Raw genomic sequence first — 17,773 nt, forward strand, 5'->3', positions numbered from 1 at the left:
CAGCGGCTCGCGGAGGTCAACGCGTCCTCATCGCCCCTACGAGGGGTCTCAACGCGCTTGAACGGGTTCCACCGACGCGGCTCCGGGACGTCCTCATCGCCCCTACGAGGGGTCTCAACACCGCCGCGAGGCCGACTTGGCGTACAGGCAGGCGCGTCCTCATCGCCCCTACGAGGGGTCTCAACTCAAACGCGCGTGAGCGCGCGAAGGTCACGCCACAGTCCTCATCGCCCCTACGAGGGGTCTCAACACGGAGGGGCGGGGGCCGCATTCGTGCTGCCCGGGGTCCTCATCGCCCCTACGAGGGGTCTCAACTACGGGTTCGGTGCGTTCAGGGAGTCGCCACGCCTCGTCCTCATCGCCCCTACGAGGGGTCTCAACCGCGGGGTCATCGTTTCGCGTGGGGTCGGTCACGCGTCCTCATCGCCCCTACGAGGGGTCTCAACGGCAGGTCTTCCCACGCGGGGCGGGTTGTGCGGGCGGTCCTCATCGCCCCTACGAGGGGTCTCAACGCGTCCACCTTGACCTTGCGGTCCTTGATGTCCTGGTCCTCATCGCCCCTACGAGGGGTCTCAACGGCGCCATCAGGGCCCACAGGACGGCGAGCTGCTTTTCGAGTCCTCATCGCCCCTACGAGGGGTCTCAACCCGTCCTGCTCGGCTCCACCGAGAAGATGGGCACCGGCGTCCTCATCGCCCCTACGAGGGGTCTCAACCCTTGTCGTGGCCGTCCCACAGATCGCGGATTACGGTGGGTCCTCATCGCCCCTACGAGGGGTCTCAACGCGGTGTTGGTGCCGCCCATGTTGCCGAACCGCTCGAGGTCCTCATCGCCCCTACGAGGGGTCTCAACTGGCGATCGGGGCGGACATCTACGTGGGCGACCGCGAGAGTCCTCATCGCCCCTACGAGGGGTCTCAACCGGCCTTCCCCGCCATGTTGGCCACCCGGCCCTGGTCCTCATCGCCCCTACGAGGGGTCTCAACATCTCACGCGCCCAGCCGGGCCTCTTCTCGTCAAGGTCCTCATCGCCCCTACGAGGGGTCTCAACTGGTCACGACAGCCTCAGCGACATGGCGAGGTGCGCGTCCTCATCGCCCCTACGAGGGGTCTCAACATGTACTGCCGGTACAGGGCCACCGCGAGCGTGTGCCCGTCCTCATCGCCCTACGAGGGGTCTCAACTCGACGGGTTCGATGCAGCGGACGGGTAGTACGAGCGGGTCCTCATCGCCCCTACGAGGGGTCTCAACAGCAGCTGCCGCTTCACGGGCCTGGTACGTCCTTCACGTCCTCATCGCCCCTAGGAGGGGTCTCAACGGTCCGGCCCGTACACGGCGGTGTGGATCGCGGGTCCTCATCGCCCCTACGAGGGGTCTCAACCGGGAGCCGATCAGCCACTGCCCGTCCGGCAGGAGGAGTCCTCATCGCCCCTACGAGGGGTCTCAACGCGACGGCTCCCCAGTCTTGATCACGAATCCCGTCCTCATCGCCCCTACGAGGGGTCTCATCAGGGATCGCCTAGTCCGCATCCTCACTGCGAGGAGTGGTCTTGGGCTAGATCCGCTTCAACGGAGGGGTGGGTGGCCCTCGCGGTTTCTCCATCGTGGCCGAAAGCCTTGCCGCAGGCCGGTGAGCTGGATTTTCGTCATCCTTGGTGCGACCGTGGGCTGGTCACCGAGTATCCGTTCTCACAGTAGGTGGTGATGCCTCCTCGCAGGGTGGCGAGCGCCGCTTGCACGCGCCGCAACACGTAGGGCCGCAGCATGCCTGCCATTTCGGCTGGAGCGGTGAAACGGAAGTTCTGCAGCTCGGAGTCCACGATCTGCAGATCCGCGATCTGCCCGGCCTCAAGTACTCCGCCGTCGAAGATGAACATCAAGGAGTCGTCCCAGGGACCGTGTGGCGGCACCCAGTCGACCACGAGAGCGGGACCGATCTCGAGGTCGAGTCCGAGTTCTTCCTTGACCTCGCGCCGAGCGGCGGCGGCCGGCGGTTCGTTGCTTTCCGCCATGCCACCAGGAAGATCCCAATTGGGCTTGTAGGCGGGGTCCACCAGTAGGACCCAGCCGCGCTCGTCCCGAATGAGCACGTCGGCGCCGACGCGCTTGCGCGCTTGGCGGGCGTTGCCTTCGGCGAGGTAGGCGTTCCAGGCTTCAGGATCACGTTCGTAGAGCGGAGCGTCGGAGCTCACGGGGCTGGCCTCCTTACTGATACAACCAGCATCGCTCGCGATGTGCTTCTTGCAGGACGCCAAGGCAGTCGGCGGCCCCGCGGTGACCTTGGTGTGCCTGCAGTTGAGCTCGTAGTTCGGTGAGGTGCCGGGTCACGACAAGCGAGCTCAACGAGCGGGTGTTGTCCACCGCTTCGGTGATCAGTACGCAGGCTTCGTCGAGTTGGTTCTGCTGGAGCAGGGCGCTGGCCAGCGTCAGCTGGCCGAGTGCTCTGCTGCGGGTTCGCGATGCCGCGCGGATGTTGAGGAAGCGACGGGCGTGGTGTTGCGAGTCGGTGGGCCGTCCGCAGCGTAGGAGGCATCGTGCGGTGTCGAGTGCCAGGGTCGCTTCGTCGTACGGCGCGGTCCAGGGTGATGGGGTGATCTGCGGTCGCTGCCCGAGCATGTCCTCCGCGCGGATGAGCAGGCGCGCTGATCGGGTGGAATCCTGCTGCGCGGCCAGGCCGCTTGCAGCTCTGGCCAGGAGGCGCGCGTGGAGGGCGGGTGCTGGTGTGCGGGCGCGTGTGAGGATCGCCACGCCGCGCTCGGCGTGGGTGACGGCTTCGCCAGCGCGCCCGAGATGCAGGGTGATGTGGCTGATACTGCCCAGGACGTGCGCTTCGAGGTGCCGATCGCTGCCCAGACCGGCGAAGTCGAGGGCTCGGCCGAAGTGCTGCCCGGCGAGAACGTCGTTGCCGGCGTCATGGGCCATCCAGCCCGCCATCTCGGTGAACGCGGCCGCGGTGGTGAACAGCTGAGCGCCGTCCGGACCACTGAACAGGCGGGGTGCGATGGCGGTCCGGAGGTAGTCCATCACTGTGGCATACAGGTGGCCTCCGCCTACCTGCCGATCGGCTTGCCGGAGGGATGTGATCTTGCCGAGTTCCGGCTCCGTTTCTGTAGTCATCGGTGGGGCTGAGGCGGTGCTTGCGGCGTCCGAGGCGAACAGGGTGTCCTCGTCCAGGTGGAAGATGACGCAATAGAGCAGCCGGTACCGCTCGCTCATGACAGCGATCTTGCCGGATTCCCACCGACGGATCGAGCGGACCAGATCGGCGTGGCTGGGCAGGTCGTGCTTGTCGTCACCGGCCGCTTCGCGGAGGCGGCGGGCGGTGGCGTGGACGTCCCACTTGCGCTCCTTGCGCTCGGCGCGGATTCTCGCTGACCACACGGGTGTTCCGGCCATGGCAGCCTCCGTGGGTGCCCGAGTACGTCATGTGTCCGCCTGCTCTTCGCATCTTCTCTGTTCAACGGCGCCGACGCAGGCCCCTTCGGCGGAGTTCTACGAAGTCGTAGCCCTGCGGCGATACCGTTTCATGGGAAGGCCGGGGGTGACTGCACTGCTATGACCCATACGGGCGGGTTTGCTCACGCGTCCCTGGCAAGCGGACCCACCCAAGGCTTCCGCCAGCCGTGTGACGTCGTATTACACACCTGGAGTTCCATCGCTCGTTTCGACTCCGAGCGCCGGCGACTTTGGGCAAGCTTTTGGTCCATGTGGGCGAAGGGCATGTCACAGGAAGCGCGGTCTTCGGGCACGGATTTCAGGGATGCGGCGAGCCCTCTGACTTCCGCCTCCTCGCGGATGCTGCCGACTCGCGTTCGAGAGCGAAGTCCGGCTCTTGCTGGACTTGCTGTCCTGCTGATCGTGGGCGGCGCGCTGGCGACCACGGTCCTGGTGATGAACGCGGACAAGCGCGTCTCGGCCATCATGGTGACGAAGCAGATCGGCGCCGGCCAGCCGTTCGATACCGCATCGATCCGCGAAGCGCTGGTCGTCGAGGACGGTGTGCCGTACGAACTGTGGGCCCACCGCACACAGGTCGCTCACACTCGTGCCGCCGTCACCCTGCTCCCCGGCACGCTGGTCACCCCGGACATGACCATGGAGTGGCACAGCGAGCTCGTCCCCGGCAAGGCCCGGGTGGGCCTGGCGCTCAAGCCCGGCCAACTGCCCAACGACATGCAGCCGGGTCAGCGCGTGCAGATCGTTCTCGTGCCCGGCGGCCACGCCACGGAAGGACAGCAGAGTCGGCTGCTGGTCGAGAACGCGCTCGTCACCAACGTCAGCAAGAGCCGGAATGCGGCGACGGACGAGGTGACCGTGGTCGTGGACAGCACCATCGCCCCGGAGATCGCCGCATACTCTGCCGCAGACCAGATCGCCATCACAGAGCTCCCCGGCTCTCGGTGACCCCAGATTTCCTACGCCAGCCAGATGTCGCGTGGCCCGCTCCCTTGCTCGCAAAACGCGGCATGCTCGGCGAGCAGCCTGTGCCACGCGGCACGAGCCTGGACATGGCGGCCCCGCGCGGCCTCCTCAACGTCCCCGCTGGGGTTGCGCCGCAGGATGAGATAGTGACCGCCCTCGCACACGAACTCGTAGGCATCACAGCAGCACACGCCTCTGATTCGAGGGGTCTTGCCGATCGACTTCGCGTAAGGCTCCCACTTGATCACCGCGCAACACCTGGCAGTCGCAAGCCATGAGCAGCTCTGGCCGCCTCAAGCCAGCAGGACCCGAGTGGGGTGGTCGCCCGATGAGACAGTGCTGGCCCAAGTGACCAGGGTTGAAGGCAGTACTCCTGTCGCGGATGTGAGGCGGCGAGGGGGAGGACTGGACCGGATCGTGAGCCCGCAGTTTTGGCCGCCGAGGCAACGATGCGCCTGCCGAGCTGGGCTGAAGTGTTCATCCCGTCCAGCCAAGCCCGCATACCCTCGGAGGGCAGGATGGCAAGGAGGGACAGAGCCGGACACCGCCGTGACCGCGAATGTCCTCACACGGACAAGGTCGACTAGCTGATCACTTCGACTTCGATGGCCAGGACACCCAGGCGCTCCTTCTCGGGTGGATAGATGCTCCTGATCACCGCCAGCAACGCAGCGGTGTCCTCACCGAGCTCCCCGCCGATGGCTACCGGATCCTCGTGCTTGAGCAACTCCTCGAAGGACACGTACTCCGACACTCGCACGACACGCGTACGCAGCCGCTGCTCTCCTGCAACGAAGTCCAACAGCTGGCCGGGCTGGATCTTGCGCATGCTCGCGTACCCGACCCGCACCTCGACTGTCTTGACACCCGAGACGATGAGGTCGAAGTACGGCTTGCGGAGGTTCAGCTCACGACGCGGTGGGACATCCTGCGCCTCGCTCATGGTGTCGCTCCAACCTGCTCGGTGGCGGCCAAGGCCGCCCGGAACTCGGCGGCGTGGCTCGTCCCAGGGAATCTGGTGGTCAGGACGTTGTCGAGTGCGGTGGCCCGAGCGTGGACCGAGGCGACCATCCTCGGGGTGGCCAGAGCCCGCAGACCCTGCTGAACCGCATCCGTAGCCGAGCCGAGGCAGGCCATCGCCGTGGCGAGGTCCAGGTGTGCGATCGCCTCCCGGCTCGCTGATCGATGGCCGATCGGGGTTGCTTCGTGGGCTTGGATCGCCCGTTCGGCGTGCCGGCGGGCTTGCTCGTAGTCTCCCAGCCACAGATAGGACGAAGCGGTGTAGGTGGTCATGGCGTAGGCCGCCAGGGGCCCGGTGTCGAGGCCGTCCGGGCGCCGAGGTGTACAGGCAGGCAGTGCGTTCCACAGCCGGTCGCCCTGCCGGAAACTGGCGTCGAAGGCGTCGTGATCGCCTAGCCGGGCGTGGCCGCGTGAGACCTGAGCGTGCAGCCGTACCTCCAGCGGATGGCCGGCGGAGACGCGGCGCAGCCCCCGCTCGGCTGCCCGGACGGCGCGTTCTGGCTGCCCCGCGTGCAGGGCGATGGAGGCCATCACGTCTGCCGCCCAGGCGCACAGCTCGTCGTGGCCGGCCTGGTCGGCGTGCTCGTAGCAGTCGAGGGCATATGCCTGTCCGGCCAGCGGGTCACCGAGGTCGTGGGCCAGCCAGGCGAGTGTCTCCGACAACCAGCCCGCGCAGACGTACAGTTCCCGCTCCTCCTTGAGGGTGTGCGGGCCGGCTATGAGCTGGTCGACCTTACGCCGGTGGAAGCGAGCGACCGTGAACAGCTCGGCCGGGGCGCGCCGTGAATAGCTGCCCGTGATGTCGTTGACGGCGTTGTGCAGGTGGTCCAGGGTGGCGCGGCCAACTGCTGTGGTGCCGGCTCGCCGGGTGAACTCCATGGCCTCGTACGCGGCCTCGCCCAGGACCTGACTGACCGTGGTGGCCAGGCCCAGCTTGAGTGCGTCGCGCCGGTTCGTGAGATCGACCTCTTCCCGTTCGCCGTCGATCTCATTGTCACCGCAGTCGGCGAACAGCATGCGCGGGTCTCGGGAGAACACGCGACCGTACAGCAGCCGGTAGCGCTCCGTCATCGTGACGACCTTGCCGGACTCCCAGCGGCGGATGTAGCGCACCAGCGAGTCGTGGTCGGGAAGGGCGTCCTTGCCCGCGGCGCTTCTGAGGTGGCGGGCCATGCTGTGCACATCCCAGTCACGGGCCTCGCGCTCGCTCCGGATAAGTGCCGGCCAGCCCATGGTTCATCACCTCGGGAGAAAGTACTGCTCACAGCCTTGATGCAGGCTTTGCCAAACCCTACGCTACTCTTCGCGGTCGAGAAGTAGCAGGGTGTGCTTATAGGGGGGTTGTGGATGATTCGCGGTCGTGCCGGAGCGCTCCTGCTCATGCCGATGGCGGTGGCCGCCTGTCAGGCGCCCACTGTCGCAAGTCCGCCCTCACGCCCAGCCGCCCCGTCGAGCACGGCGCCGAGCCCTGAACTGTCGCCGGCCCGTCGTCCTCACGATCTTGTCGTGGAGGCGTACTCCGCCTATTGGCCCGCCCTGGCCGAAGCGGGTAGGTCATCGCCCGACAGGGCTCGCGAGTTGCTGGAGCCGTACGTGCAGGATGGCTACCTCGACCACCTCGTGGACGGCGTTCGCAGCCTCATCAAGCAGGGGCGCGAGCCGTACGGCCAAGCCGCTCCGCGGATCAAGGAAGTGCGGGTGGGCGGCAAGCACGCCGAGGTCACCGACTGCCTGGACATGTCCCGGGCGGCGATGGCCGATCGCCGGACGCACCGGCTGATACCGGAGACCGCGGACTCCCAGACGTCCACCACGGTCAACGCAACCCTGAAACAGTCGTCCGACGGACGGTGGCGGCTGACGGCGTTGACCATGAAGGGGGCGGCATGCACGCCGCCGTCGCGCTGACCCCGCTCCTCCTGTTCCTGGCCGGTCCACCAGCGGGCGACGACAACGGCGCCAGGCGTATGGGTGGCGACTGGATCGCGTACGGCATCCACCGAAGCACCGATTCAGGAACTCCCGCTGCTCGCTCGCGGGCAGGCGGAGGGTTCACGAACTGCCGCAGCATCCCGGGCGAGGGGCAGATCAGTTACGTCCAGTGCGATGAGGGGCCCGACGGTAAGAAGAACATGTTCAACGCCGCCACCCCCGCAGATCCGGCCATCACGCCGGAGATGCTGATGGAGCAGGCGTTGCGCGAGCTGACGCCGTCGAAGCCCAAGATCGTCACTGCTCCGCCCCGAGGCAAGCCGGGCTATGTGGGCCTGCGCCAGTTCTTCTGGTTCGAGCCGGGCCAATGGCATGCGATCAGCAGGAAGGCCACTGCGGGCCCGGTATGGGCCGAGGTCACCGCGACCCCCAGCGTGCTGACGATCCAGCCCGGCGAGAGGCAGTCGACTCTGACCTGTCGAGGCCCCGGCGTGCCGTACGACCTGACGAAGTCTCCCGATGAGCAGAACAGCGAGTGCACCCACGTGTTCACGCAGTCCAGCGCCGGACTCCCGAACTCCGAGTACCGCGTCAAGGCGACAGTGACCTGGTCAGCGGCATGGAGCGGGTCGGGTGGCTCTGGCGGCACGCTCGCCCCCATCACCACGTCCGCGACCTTCCCGCTGCGCATCGGTGAAGCTCCCGCGCTGGTCGGAAGGGACTCGTGATGGCGGGAAAGATCAAGCCGGACACGACACAGAGCTCGGCCAGCCCGGAGCTGCCGCCGGCTCAAGTGCCGAAACTGTTGCCGCAGCCACGGCAGCGCCGCCGCAGCTCCATGGTGCTGGGCACGCTCGTGGTCCTCGGCGGGATGTTCCTGGCCTTCCAGGTCGTCAACCGCATGAGCAATCGCGAACCGGTGCTCGTGATCACCCGTGACGTCGCGCTCGGCCAGCCCATCACCGCCGAGAACGTCTCCACGGCGATGGTCGGCGGAGACGAGAACGTCGCCATGGTGCGAGGCGAGGATCTGCACAAGGTGATAGGCATGCGGGCGGCCCTCGACCTGATGAGCGGCACGTTGCTCCAGCGCCGGATGGTCACCGATCAGGTCACGCCGCTGGCGGATCAGCAGCTCGTCCCCATCGCGGTCAAGCCGAGTCGCCTTCCGGCGCGCGGGCTCCGGCCGGGCGATCGCCTCTCCGTGATGCTCCGCCCGGAGATCTCCGCAGCCACGGCGCAGGAGTCGCCCGGCAGTGTCGAGGCGGTGGTGGACCACACGAAGGGGCCCGACGACGACGGTCTGATGGTCGTGGACGTCCTGGTGGACAAGGTCGATGCGCCGAAGCTCGGGCCGCTGGCCGCGGACGGACAGGTCGCTCTCGCGCTCATGCCGAGGAGGCCCTGAATGGCGATGTATGCCCTGATGAGCGCGGGCGGCTCGCCGGGAGTCACCACCACCGCTCTGGCGGTGACCTACGCCTGGAAGGGGCGGGCGCTGCTAGCCGAATGCGATCCCGCCGGCGGCAACGTGCTGCAGGGGCTGCTGGGCGGGAGCATGGAAGGACACGAGTCCGGGCTGCTGGAGCTGGCACTGGCCGCCGCGCACGACCCCGACCCGGAGGTCCTGTGGCGATTCGTCATCGCACTCGATCGCGACGCGCGCGAATGGCTTCTGCTGCCAGGTCTGCGTGACCCTCGCCACCTGGTACAGCTCGACGGCGCCTGGGACACCATCAGCGAAGCTCTCAAGGTAGCCCAGGACAAGGCCGACGTCGTGCTCGACGTGGGGCAGATCGGACGAGTGGACACCCCGATGAGCCTGATCTCCGCTTCCGACCTGGCCGTGATGCTGCTGCACCCCACCCTGCGCCACGTGGCCCAGGCACGCCCGCGGCTCGAAGCGCTCGGCCGCTATGTCGGGGCCGAAGTGCCGGTCGGGCTGTGCGTGGTCGGCAACGGCCCGTACTCACTCAAAGAGATCAGCGGCGCCCTGTACGACCTGCCGGTGCTCGCGTGGATCCCCGACGACAAGAAGTCCGCCGAGGTGCTGTCCGATGGCAAGCAGGCCAGGAAGTCGTTCCACCGGTCCGCTCTGATGCGCGGCGCCTCCGCGCTGGGTGCGGAGATGAGGCAGCGGCTGTCCGCCGGGACGGCGGTGGCCGGATGAACGGGGCCTGGCCTCCGAGAGCGGAGACCGAGACGACTGCGTCGGCCGGCGACGAGCGCGCGTTCCGCGAGGCCGTGCTCTCGATCGCCACCTCCGTCGCGGACGATCTCAAGGACACCGAAGACCGTGAGGCCGCCCTCCAGGTCATCAAGGCCCAAGTGCAGCGGTGGACGCAGCAACAGATCGCCCTCGGCCGAGCCGTCAGCGTCGGCACACAGCGCAAGCTGGTCGAGGCGGTGGCCGATGAACGGTTCGAGCTGGGCTCGCTCACCCCGTTCATCAGAGACCGTCGCGTGGAGAGCATCGACCTCAACGGATGCGACCAGGTGTGGATCACCTACAGCGACGGCACGTGCCGTCGCGGGCCGGTGATCGCCTCCAGCGACGACGACCTGATCAAGATGATCCAGATGTGGGCCCTGCACAAGAGCTACAACCCTCGCGAGTTCTCCGCCGCCAGCCCGCTGCTCAACACCGCCCTGAGGCCCGGCGACGGGGAGGACGGAGTGGGCGTGCGGCTCAGCGCCACCATGGCGGTGACCCCGCGGCCGTGTGCCAGCATCCGCTGTCACCGGCTGGTCGACGTCACCCTGGAGGACCTGCTCAAGCTCGGGACGATCAACCGCAGCCTCTACTTCTTCCTGAAGGCCGCCGTGCTGGCCCGGCTCAACATCGTCGTCACGGGCGGCACCGCCGCGGGCAAGACCACGCTGCTGCGTGCGCTGGCCTCGGTGATCGATCCAGCCGAGCGGCTGGCCACGCTGGAGTCCGACTACGAGCTGTTCCTCGACAAGCTGACGCACCGCCACCAGAACGTGATCGCCTTCCAGGTCCGCCAGGCCAACTCCGAGGGCGCCGGCGGCATCACCCTGAACGACCTGATCCCGCACTCCCTGCGCAAGAACATCAAGCGGATCATCGTGGGCGAGGTGCGGGCGGACGAGATCGTCCCGATGTTCGAGGCGATGAACACCGGACATCCGGGCTCCATGTGCACCATCCATGCCGACGGCACCGAAGAGATCTTCAACCGCGTCGTCATGCTGTGGACCAGGGGCGTGGGCACACAGACCCCACCCGCCGTCGTCCACCTCAACACCGGCCAGTCCATCGACCTAGTGGTCCACCTGCGCCTGGACCCGGCGACCAACACCCGCTTCGTCTCCGAGGTCCTTGAGGTGCTGCCGCCGGCCGACAGCGAGCTGCCGAGCCACAACCACCTCTACCGGCCTACCGGGCCCGGCGGGCGTGCCGTACCCGACATCACGCCGCAGTGCCTGCCGAGGCTGAAGGCGGTGGGATTCGATCCCACCCTGCTGGATCCCATGAGTGCGCGCTGGGAGCCCCGGTGAACATCAACGCCCTGCTCGCCGCACTCAGCGCTGCGATGATCCTGGGCGGCCTGACGTGGATCATCACCGCGCTCCGCGCGCCGTCCTCTGACGAGCCCGTACGCCCGCCCCCGCGCTGGACCGAACTCCTTACGGTCCTCGCGACTCACTACCGTCTGCTCATCGCGGCCTTGGCCGCGGCGGCCGCCGTCTTCATCGTGACGGAATGGCCGGTGGCGGCCGTAGCCGTGGGAGTCGCCGTCTTCACGCTGCCCAAGGCGGTGACCGGCCGTGCCGCCAAAGATCGCATCCGCAAGCTGGAGGCCCTGGAGCAGTGGACGCGCCGGCTCGCCGACCTCCTCGTCGCCGGACGTGCTCTTGAGCAGGCGCTGGAGCACAGTGCTGCCCGTAACGTCCCGCCTGCCATCGCCGCGCCGGTGGCCGCCCTGGCGCGCCGCCTGCGCATCACGCGGATGCCGACCGAGGACGCGCTGCGGCTCTTCGCCGACGAGGTGGATGACCCGATCGGTGACCGCATCGCCGCCACTCTCATCCTGGTCGCCCGTCGGCGTGGCCGCGGGGCCAGCACGGTACTGCAGCAACTCGCCGAGCTTGTCGCGAAGGACGTGTCCGACCGCCGCGAAGTGGAGGCTGCGCGCGCCGAACACCGCACCACCGTCCGCTGGATCATCGGCATCCTGGCCGTCTTCAGCGTTCTGGCCGTCTTCCAGAAGGCGTACGTCGCGCCTTTCAGTACGCCGCTCGGCCAGGTCGTGCTGGCGATCGTGGCGCTGTTCTACGGGGTGACGCTGGCCTGGCTGCACCGCCTCGGCAACGCTGCCCCCGGCCACCGGTTCCTCAACGACTCCGGGAAGAAGCCATGAGCGTCCTGTCCATGGTCTCCGGAGCTTTGATCTCGCTCGGCATGCTGATCCTTGGACACGCGTGGATGCCCGGCCCGCCTCGCTTGAACGCGGCGATCGCTCGCCTCGAAGGCACTTCTGAGCCAGGGCAAGCACGTTGGTTGAAGGCCCGGTTGTCCCACCTGCCGATCCCTCGCGGCGACCTCGCGCTCCTCGGGATCGCCGTGGAGCGTTTCACCCTCCAGCGCATCGTCTTCCTGCTGGTGGGCCTGTTCCTGCCGATCCCGCTGAACCTTCTGTGCATGCTCACCGGCTTCCCCCTGCCCTGGGCCGTCCCCGCGGGTGTCGGCGTCGTCCTCGCCATCCTGTTCGCCCTGATCCCCGACGTCAGCGCGCGGCGCCAGGCGCGGGAACGCCGCCAGGAGTTCCGTGCGGCTCTGGCGACGTATCTGGACATGGTCGCCCTGGAGCGCGCGGCCGGCGCCGGGCCTCCACAAGCCCTGCAATCGCCTGTGGACATCTGCAGAGGATGGGTCTTCGGGCAGCTGGCTCAGGTGCTTCAGCACGCGAAGCGCGCCGGTGAGCAGCCCTGGCACGGCCTCAGCGCGCTCGGCGAGCGCGTCGGCGTCTCCCAGCTGACAGAGCTGGCCGACATCGCCGAAGACGCCGGATCCGAAGGCACCCGCGTCCTGTCCACACTGCTGGCCAAGGCCCAGTCGATGCGCACCGCCGCACTCTCCGACGCACGAGCCCAGGCCAACAGCCGCACCAGCGAGATGCCCATCGCCATCGGCGTGTCCATCTTCGGCTTCCTGGTCCTCGTCTGCTTTCCCGCCGTCTACCGCATCATGAGCTGAAAGGCAGTGAACATGCCCAAGCTGCTGCCACCGGAAGCCGCCTACTGGAAGGCCGTCACCGCGCTGCTCCTGGATCGCCTGGAACGGGCCCGCGCCGAGCCCGAGCGGGGCGCCATGTCAGCGGAAGCCATGATCATCATCGCCGCGCTGGTGCTGGTGGCCGTGACCGTGATGGGGGTCGTCACAGCGAAGATCCTGGCCAAGGCGAACTCCATCGACTTCTAGGTAGGCGCCTTGTGCACACGGTTCGCCGGGATCGAGGCAGCGTGACCGCCGAGACGGTGATCGCTCTGCCTGTGGTCATGGTCGCCATTCTGGCCTGCACGCAGGTGTGTCTGTTCTTCTTCGCCCAGTCAGTCGCACTCGCCGCCGCACAACAGGGTGTTCGGACTGCCCGCACTCACGACGCCGATCACGCATCCGGTGCGACGGCGGCCAAACGCTACGCGGAGCAGACCGCCAGCGGTCTGCTCACCTCGATCAGCGCTGCGAGCACCGGCGATGCCACGACGGTCAGGATCACCGTCCGCGGCCGGTCCCTCTCGCTCGTGCCTTTCCTGCCGTCGATCGAGGTTGTCGAGCAGGCGGCGGGGGCCGTCGAACGCTTCACCGCGCCTGAGCGGGCGGCATGAACGAGCGGGGCAGCGTCACGGTCGAGGCCATCCTTGCCATCGCGGCCATCGTGATGGTCCTCCTGCTCGGCGTCGCCGCCGGCCGCGTCATCATCGCCGGCGCCGCCGTCGAGGCCGTCGCCCGCGACGCCGCACGCCAGGCGTCCATCGCCCGTACGGCTGCCGCGGCCAAGGCCGGTGCGGAAGCCAGCGCCCGCGAATCTCTGGCGAGCCAGAGCATGAACTGTACGGCGCTCAAGGTCACGATCAGCACGAAGGGCTTCAGCCGCCCGGTCGGGGAGGCGGCCGATGTGTCGGCGACGGTCTCCTGCACCGTACCTCTGGCGGACGTCACTATCCCTGGCCTGCCCGGCAGCGTCGAGCGGAGTGCCACCTCCACCAGCCCGCTGGACCCCTATCGATCGCGGGGAGCGTGACGCATGCCGGATAACGATCTTGAGCGAGGCTCGATCACTCCGTACGCCGTCATCCTCATCACGGTGCTGATGCTCTTCATCGGCTTGGTCGTCGATGTGGGCAACAAGTTACGCGCGGGGTGGGAAGCGGTCGGCGTCGCAGAGGAGGCAGCGCGTGCCGGTGCGGGGCAGCTCGATCGTGCTGCCGCTTACCGCGGTGACGTGCTCGTCGTCGACCGGGGAGCGGCCGTACGAGCGGCTCAGGCATACCTGTCCCACAGCGGCCACCAAGGCACGGCCACGATCTCCGGCCCCGCCTCCGTCCGCGTCACGGTCACCGTCACCAAGCCCACCTGGCTGCTTCACATGGTGGGGCTGTCCTCGGTGTCGATGACCGCCAATGCCGAAGCCGACCTGATCGGCGGCGTAGAAGGGCCGAATCGCTGATGATGCCTCGCCTGTTGCGTGCGCTGGTCGCGTACGTGGTTCTCCTCGCCATGGTGGTCGGCCTGCCCATCGTGCTCTACACCCTCGTCGGCCCGCCGTGGCCGGACCGCCTGCCTAACTGGGAGCAGGTCGCGGACATCCTGGCCTCGCCCGACGATGGCACGATCTTCATCGCCGCGTTGCAGTTGCTGGTCTGGGGCGCATGGGCTCAGCTCATCCTCGTGGTGATCTGCGAATTCGTCGCGAAGGCGCGGGGGCGGCGGATCTCACCCCGGCTTCCCGGCCTGCGTGGCGTGCACCGGCTGGCCGCCTACTTGGTCGCTTCCGCGACGCTGGCCGTGCTCTCGCCCGGCAGCAGCAACGCCGCCGCACCCCCGCCGATCGTCTCCATGGCACCGCTCCATCCTCTCGGCCAGCCCGTCGCTGATGAACCGCCTGCCGACGAGCGGGTCTATCAAGTCCAAGAGGGCGACTCGCTGTGGACGATCGCCGACGAGCAACTCGGCAGTCCACGTCGCTGGCCGAAGATCTGGAAGCTCAACGCGCGCTCGGATCAGCCAGGCGGGCACACCTTCACTGATCCGGCCCTCATCCAGCCCGGATGGCACCTTCATCTTCCCGCCAAGCGCTCCAAGCCGCCCAACAGGGCTCCGGCAGCCGACACGCCGTCGGCGTCCCACGTCGCTCCGACATCGAGTTCTACTCCGGATCCGCAACCATCTCCCGCCGACCCACAGGCTGCGCCCCAGCAGGGATCGACGAGCAGCGTTCAACTCTCGTCGAGCTCCCTGGTGGCTGTGGCCTATGTGGCTGGGATCAGCACCGCGTTCATCGCCAGCCGGCTCAATCGACGCCGCCGCAGGATCCTTCCAGGGGCTGAGGAGGTGGTGGAGATCACGCCCGAGCCGGAGCCTCCGCCTGAGATACGCGAGCTCCACCGCATCCATCGCCGCGCCTTCGCCCAAGAAGAACCGCCAATGCCAACCGACGGCGAGCTGGTACGCCGCGCCGACTCCATCCACGTGCCGAAACAGGCGCACATCGGACAGGCTCAAGACGGTCGCCCAGTATGCGTAGACCTCGAAGGGCCCGGCATCGGCTTCACCGGCCCTGGGACTCTCGACGTCGTCCGGTACCTGACGGTTGACCTGCTCCGCCAGTCGAGCAACTACCGGACACAGATCATCATCTCCATGGACCTGGCCGAGAAGCTTCTCGGCCTCTCGGCTCCCGATCTGAAGCAGACCGCGATGGAGTTGACGGGGCTACAGCTCGCCGACTCTCACGAAGACGCCCTACGGCACTTCGAGGAGACGTTCTTCCAACGCAGACGGATGGTGCTCGAACGCGACTCCTCCGACATCGACGAACTGCGCGAACTGGATCCGGGCGAAGCCTTGCCAGTCGTCCTGCTCATCACCGAGCTCGACGACGAGGTCTACGAGCACGTCACCGCACCCCTTACCTCCGGGCAGAACACAGGCGTTGGAGCCGTGTTCCTGGGTGCTTGGCCAGGCGGCGACACCCTGCTCGTATCCGACGCTCACCGTGTGGAAGCAGCCGAAGGCCGCAACTCCGACGCCTTCGCGGGTGCGACTCTCTTCAACGTCACGGCGGTGGAAGCCGCAGCTCACGTACAGCAGCTCGCCTCATCGGAGGCCTTGGACACGCAGCAGCCAGCGCCTACATCAGATGATGGTGGACCTCGCTGGCTCGGCTCGGTTCTTGTCCGCCTGACGATTCTTGGACAGCCAACGGTCAACATCCGCGACCGAGCACAGGCGGTATCTCTGAGCTGGCTGCAAATGAATACGCTCACCTATCTCGCTCTGCACCCCAACGGCGTGACGAGGGACCAATTGGCCGCCGCCCTCTGGCCCGACGATTCAGGTAAGGACATCCACAACACGCTCCGCCACTTGCGCAGCGCGCTCGTCACCGCCACCGGATACAAGAACCCGGACCCGAAGAAGGCGCCCTTCATCAGCGCATCGACTACGAAGGACTCGGCGATCTACCGTCTGGATCCGCAGCTGATCAGCGTAGACCTCTGGGAATATCAAGCCGCGCTGGAAGAAGTCAGAACGGCTCTCACGCCGGAGGATCGTGCTGTGGCGCTGACCAAAGCGGCCGCGCTATGTACCGGAGAGCTGGCTCAAGGGCTCACCGCGGAATGGATCGAGGACCAGCGCTACCCGCTGACGCGATCACAGGCTGACGTTCTGGCCCAGCTGGCAGAGCTCCTCGTCGAGGAGGATCCGGAGCGAGCGCTGATTGCGCTGGAGCAGGCGCGCGTGATCGATCCCGACACCGAAGAGACGTACTTCCGCATCATGCGTTTGCAGCTCCAGCTCGGTAGGAGAGATGACGCTTCCCGTACTGCCGAGCTGCTCCGCCAGCACCAGCAGAGCCTCGGCGTATCTGGGGACTACCAGACGGAGAAGCACTTGGGCGAGATTTTTCAGCCTTGACTTCCCGGCCGCAGCTACGATGTCGCGGTTTGTGCAGGTACCGGTGCCCGACGGACTGGCGCTTCCTGCAGCCGCTGGAAGCGCCACTCGCATGTTCACGCTGTCACCGTAGGCATTTGTCCCCGAGATTCGTCCGAATTGGATGTTATCCGTCTACTTTGCACCTTCGGGGAAAGCAGTTGGCGATCCAAATCGAGTGAGCTCGTCCGACCCTGGAGATGTCAACGGCGGTCGAAGTCTAACCCCCTGAGGACAGGCGGGTTCTAGGGGCAGTATTCACCCGTCGTCGACAGGAGAAACGCATTAACTGGCCCATATAATGCGTGTGTAGAGTCGGCCGGGCAACTCCGACGTGTGACTCTCGCAGCTGTCTTGCGGGGTGCGCATACTGTGCCAGTCGTCCAGCCCCCACGGCGGGGATGCCATACTGGATAGCGAAACGCGATATTCGCCCTTCGTCCAGTCACATACTTGACTTGTATGAGATTGCTGTGGACGGTGGCACGGCCACGATTACCGCCTGCCGTCCACCGCACTTTGAGGGGCTCGACTGTTTGTATGGCAGGTAGTGCTACGGCGCTGACGGAGTTGGGTAGCAAGGCTATATAGCGACCGTACTCACGGCCGGGAGCGTGCGAGAGTGCACGGACGAAGATCCTCCCGTTTCGGGAGGGCTGAACGTGGACGTGGCGGTTCGTCGGCGAACATGTTGTCCGTTGCCGTGTGCGTGCGAACCGTCAACTGGTCTTCACGCTGTCCATGTCAGTCGTCCCAAACGATGGAATCTTTGTCGAAGCCTCCGTGACCCCGGCAGAGCCAGAAGCTCCTAATGTTGCTGATCCAGGTGCGGTAGGTCTCGCAGCCAAGTGACGGCGCCACCGCTGTATGGGTGAGGTTGTAACCACGTCTGGAAGCCGGTCAGGACGAACCATGAGCCATCGACAGCGGGCATCCACCCAAGGACTCGGATGGTGTCAGCCTCGGAAACGTAGCCAGACAAGCAGCAGTCATGACCATCTCGCAGATGGTCGATCTGGGTCCCGATCAACGCCCCACAGCCAGGGACAAACTCCCGCATCAAGCTAGGGCATACTCGCGGTTCCTCCCAGCGACACTGCATGTCCCGTCATGGCGCCCTCTACACGTTTGCCCTAGTTACGGAATGTCACGCACCCGATAGGGCTGTTATCCGTTTTGTGATGAACGCGCGTCTTGCCCGGAACGTCGGATTTT

General features: G+C 66.8%; 18 protein-coding genes and 2 CRISPR repeat arrays (1 of these 20 running past the window's edge). Of the genes, 13 read left to right on the top strand and 5 right to left on the bottom strand.

The window, feature by feature from the left end:
- Positions 1 to 1,117: a CRISPR direct-repeat array (repeat unit 30 nt; unit sequence GTCCTCATCGCCCCTACGAGGGGTCTCAAC); it begins 239 nt to the left of the window's first position.
- Positions 1,118 to 1,221: 104 nt separating this feature from the next.
- A CRISPR array of direct repeats spans positions 1,222 to 1,510; the repeat unit is 30 nt; unit sequence GTCCTCATCGCCCCTACGAGGGGTCTCAAC.
- A 136-nt stretch (positions 1,511 to 1,646) separates the two neighbouring features.
- Entirely contained in the window at positions 1,647 to 2,192 is a 546-nt protein-coding gene (locus HCN51_RS52670; protein ID WP_168021116.1) for an NUDIX domain-containing protein, read from the bottom strand.
- A 13-nt stretch (positions 2,193 to 2,205) separates the two neighbouring features.
- Positions 2,206 to 3,396: an NsdA family TPR-like regulatory protein gene (locus HCN51_RS52675; RefSeq protein WP_168021118.1), complete on the bottom strand. Its 1,191-nt coding sequence runs from the start codon at positions 3,394 to 3,396 to the stop codon at positions 2,206 to 2,208.
- Positions 3,397 to 3,858: 462 nt separating this feature from the next.
- Here HCN51_RS52675 and HCN51_RS52680 point away from each other — a divergent pair, with 462 nt between their 5' ends.
- Positions 3,859 to 4,404, top strand: coding sequence for a hypothetical protein (locus tag HCN51_RS52680; RefSeq protein WP_346434135.1), 546 nt, complete (start codon positions 3,859 to 3,861; stop codon positions 4,402 to 4,404).
- An 11-nt stretch (positions 4,405 to 4,415) separates the two neighbouring features.
- On the opposite strand, the gene HCN51_RS52685 is transcribed toward HCN51_RS52680, so the two are convergent.
- From HCN51_RS52685 to HCN51_RS52695, 3 genes are all read right to left on the bottom strand, one after another.
- Positions 4,416 to 4,670 (bottom strand): hypothetical protein, encoded by a 255-nt coding sequence (locus HCN51_RS52685; protein ID WP_168021120.1) that lies wholly within the window; start codon positions 4,668 to 4,670, stop codon positions 4,416 to 4,418.
- 335 nt (positions 4,671 to 5,005) lie between these two features.
- Positions 5,006 to 5,365: an ASCH domain-containing protein gene (locus HCN51_RS52690; protein WP_168021122.1), complete on the bottom strand. Its 360-nt coding sequence runs from the start codon at positions 5,363 to 5,365 to the stop codon at positions 5,006 to 5,008.
- Positions 5,362 to 6,675: a tetratricopeptide repeat protein gene (locus tag HCN51_RS52695; protein WP_487353036.1), complete on the bottom strand. Its 1,314-nt coding sequence runs from the start codon at positions 6,673 to 6,675 to the stop codon at positions 5,362 to 5,364. Before HCN51_RS52695 ends, HCN51_RS52690 begins: the two co-directional genes overlap by 4 nt.
- A 273-nt stretch (positions 6,676 to 6,948) precedes the next feature.
- On the opposite strand from HCN51_RS52695, the gene HCN51_RS52700 reads away from it, so the two are divergent.
- Genes HCN51_RS52700 through HCN51_RS52755 form a run of 12 tightly spaced genes read left to right on the top strand, consistent with a single transcriptional unit; the run spans position 6,949 to position 16,540 of the window.
- Positions 6,949 to 7,350 (top strand): hypothetical protein, encoded by a 402-nt coding sequence (locus HCN51_RS52700; protein WP_168021126.1) that lies wholly within the window; start codon positions 6,949 to 6,951, stop codon positions 7,348 to 7,350.
- Positions 7,329 to 8,102, top strand: a complete 774-nt coding sequence (locus HCN51_RS52705; protein ID WP_168021128.1) for a hypothetical protein — start codon at positions 7,329 to 7,331, stop codon at positions 8,100 to 8,102. Before HCN51_RS52700 ends, HCN51_RS52705 begins: the two co-directional genes overlap by 22 nt.
- Positions 8,102 to 8,782 carry an SAF domain-containing protein gene (locus HCN51_RS52710; RefSeq protein WP_168021130.1) on the top strand — a complete coding sequence of 227 codons (681 nt, stop codon included), beginning with the start codon at positions 8,102 to 8,104 and terminating at the stop codon, positions 8,780 to 8,782. The genes HCN51_RS52705 and HCN51_RS52710 overlap by 1 nt, the downstream gene beginning before the upstream one ends.
- Positions 8,783 to 9,544, top strand: coding sequence for a ParA family protein (locus HCN51_RS52715; RefSeq protein ID WP_168021132.1), 762 nt, complete (start codon positions 8,783 to 8,785; stop codon positions 9,542 to 9,544).
- Positions 9,541 to 10,896 (top strand): TadA family conjugal transfer-associated ATPase, encoded by a 1,356-nt coding sequence (locus tag HCN51_RS52720; RefSeq protein WP_168021134.1) that lies wholly within the window; start codon positions 9,541 to 9,543, stop codon positions 10,894 to 10,896. Before HCN51_RS52715 ends, HCN51_RS52720 begins: the two co-directional genes overlap by 4 nt.
- Entirely contained in the window at positions 10,893 to 11,759 is an 867-nt protein-coding gene (locus HCN51_RS52725) for a type II secretion system F family protein (RefSeq protein WP_168021136.1), read from the top strand. Before HCN51_RS52720 ends, HCN51_RS52725 begins: the two co-directional genes overlap by 4 nt.
- Positions 11,756 to 12,595: a type II secretion system F family protein gene (locus HCN51_RS52730; RefSeq protein ID WP_168021138.1), complete on the top strand. Its 840-nt coding sequence runs from the start codon at positions 11,756 to 11,758 to the stop codon at positions 12,593 to 12,595. The genes HCN51_RS52725 and HCN51_RS52730 overlap by 4 nt, the downstream gene beginning before the upstream one ends.
- Positions 12,596 to 12,607: 12 nt before the next feature.
- Positions 12,608 to 12,820: a hypothetical protein gene (locus tag HCN51_RS52735; RefSeq protein ID WP_168021140.1), complete on the top strand. Its 213-nt coding sequence runs from the start codon at positions 12,608 to 12,610 to the stop codon at positions 12,818 to 12,820.
- 41 nt (positions 12,821 to 12,861) lie between these two features.
- A complete protein-coding gene (locus HCN51_RS52740) occupies positions 12,862 to 13,227 on the top strand; it encodes a TadE/TadG family type IV pilus assembly protein (protein ID WP_168021142.1) in 366 nt (121 codons plus the stop codon).
- On the top strand, positions 13,224 to 13,643 hold the full coding sequence (locus HCN51_RS52745; RefSeq protein WP_168021144.1) for a TadE family protein: 420 nt from the start codon (positions 13,224 to 13,226) through the stop codon (positions 13,641 to 13,643). The genes HCN51_RS52740 and HCN51_RS52745 overlap by 4 nt, the downstream gene beginning before the upstream one ends.
- Positions 13,644 to 13,646: 3 nt before the next feature.
- Entirely contained in the window at positions 13,647 to 14,069 is a 423-nt protein-coding gene (locus HCN51_RS52750; RefSeq protein ID WP_168021146.1) for a pilus assembly protein TadG-related protein, read from the top strand.
- Positions 14,070 to 14,083: 14 nt separating this feature from the next.
- A complete protein-coding gene (locus tag HCN51_RS52755) occupies positions 14,084 to 16,540 on the top strand; it encodes an AfsR/SARP family transcriptional regulator (protein WP_168021158.1) in 2,457 nt (818 codons plus the stop codon).
- Positions 16,541 to 17,773: the final 1,233 nt, after the last annotated feature.

The organism is Nonomuraea composti, assembly GCF_012034275.1.
GTDB lineage: Bacteria > Actinomycetota > Actinomycetes > Streptosporangiales > Streptosporangiaceae > Nonomuraea > Nonomuraea composti.

What these genes read in the sequence shown, in the direction of transcription:
- HCN51_RS52675 (WP_168021118.1), bottom strand. Translation starts at nt 3,396, where the DNA reads ATGGCCGGAACACCCGTGTGGTCAGCGAGAATCCGCGCCGAGCGCAAG.
- HCN51_RS52690 (WP_168021122.1), bottom strand. Translation starts at nt 5,365, where the DNA reads ATGAGCGAGGCGCAGGATGTCCCACCGCGTCGTGAGCTGAACCTCCGC.
- HCN51_RS52695 (WP_487353036.1), bottom strand. Translation starts at nt 6,675, where the DNA reads ATGGGCTGGCCGGCACTTATCCGGAGCGAGCGCGAGGCCCGTGACTGG.
- HCN51_RS52705 (WP_168021128.1), top strand. Translation starts at nt 7,329, where the DNA reads ATGCACGCCGCCGTCGCGCTGACCCCGCTCCTCCTGTTCCTGGCCGGT.
- HCN51_RS52710 (WP_168021130.1), top strand. Translation starts at nt 8,102, where the DNA reads ATGGCGGGAAAGATCAAGCCGGACACGACACAGAGCTCGGCCAGCCCG.
- HCN51_RS52715 (WP_168021132.1), top strand. Translation starts at nt 8,783, where the DNA reads ATGGCGATGTATGCCCTGATGAGCGCGGGCGGCTCGCCGGGAGTCACC.
- HCN51_RS52720 (WP_168021134.1), top strand. Translation starts at nt 9,541, where the DNA reads ATGAACGGGGCCTGGCCTCCGAGAGCGGAGACCGAGACGACTGCGTCG.
- HCN51_RS52730 (WP_168021138.1), top strand. Translation starts at nt 11,756, where the DNA reads ATGAGCGTCCTGTCCATGGTCTCCGGAGCTTTGATCTCGCTCGGCATG.
- HCN51_RS52735 (WP_168021140.1), top strand. Translation starts at nt 12,608, where the DNA reads ATGCCCAAGCTGCTGCCACCGGAAGCCGCCTACTGGAAGGCCGTCACC.
- HCN51_RS52745 (WP_168021144.1), top strand. Translation starts at nt 13,224, where the DNA reads ATGAACGAGCGGGGCAGCGTCACGGTCGAGGCCATCCTTGCCATCGCG.
- HCN51_RS52750 (WP_168021146.1), top strand. Translation starts at nt 13,647, where the DNA reads ATGCCGGATAACGATCTTGAGCGAGGCTCGATCACTCCGTACGCCGTC.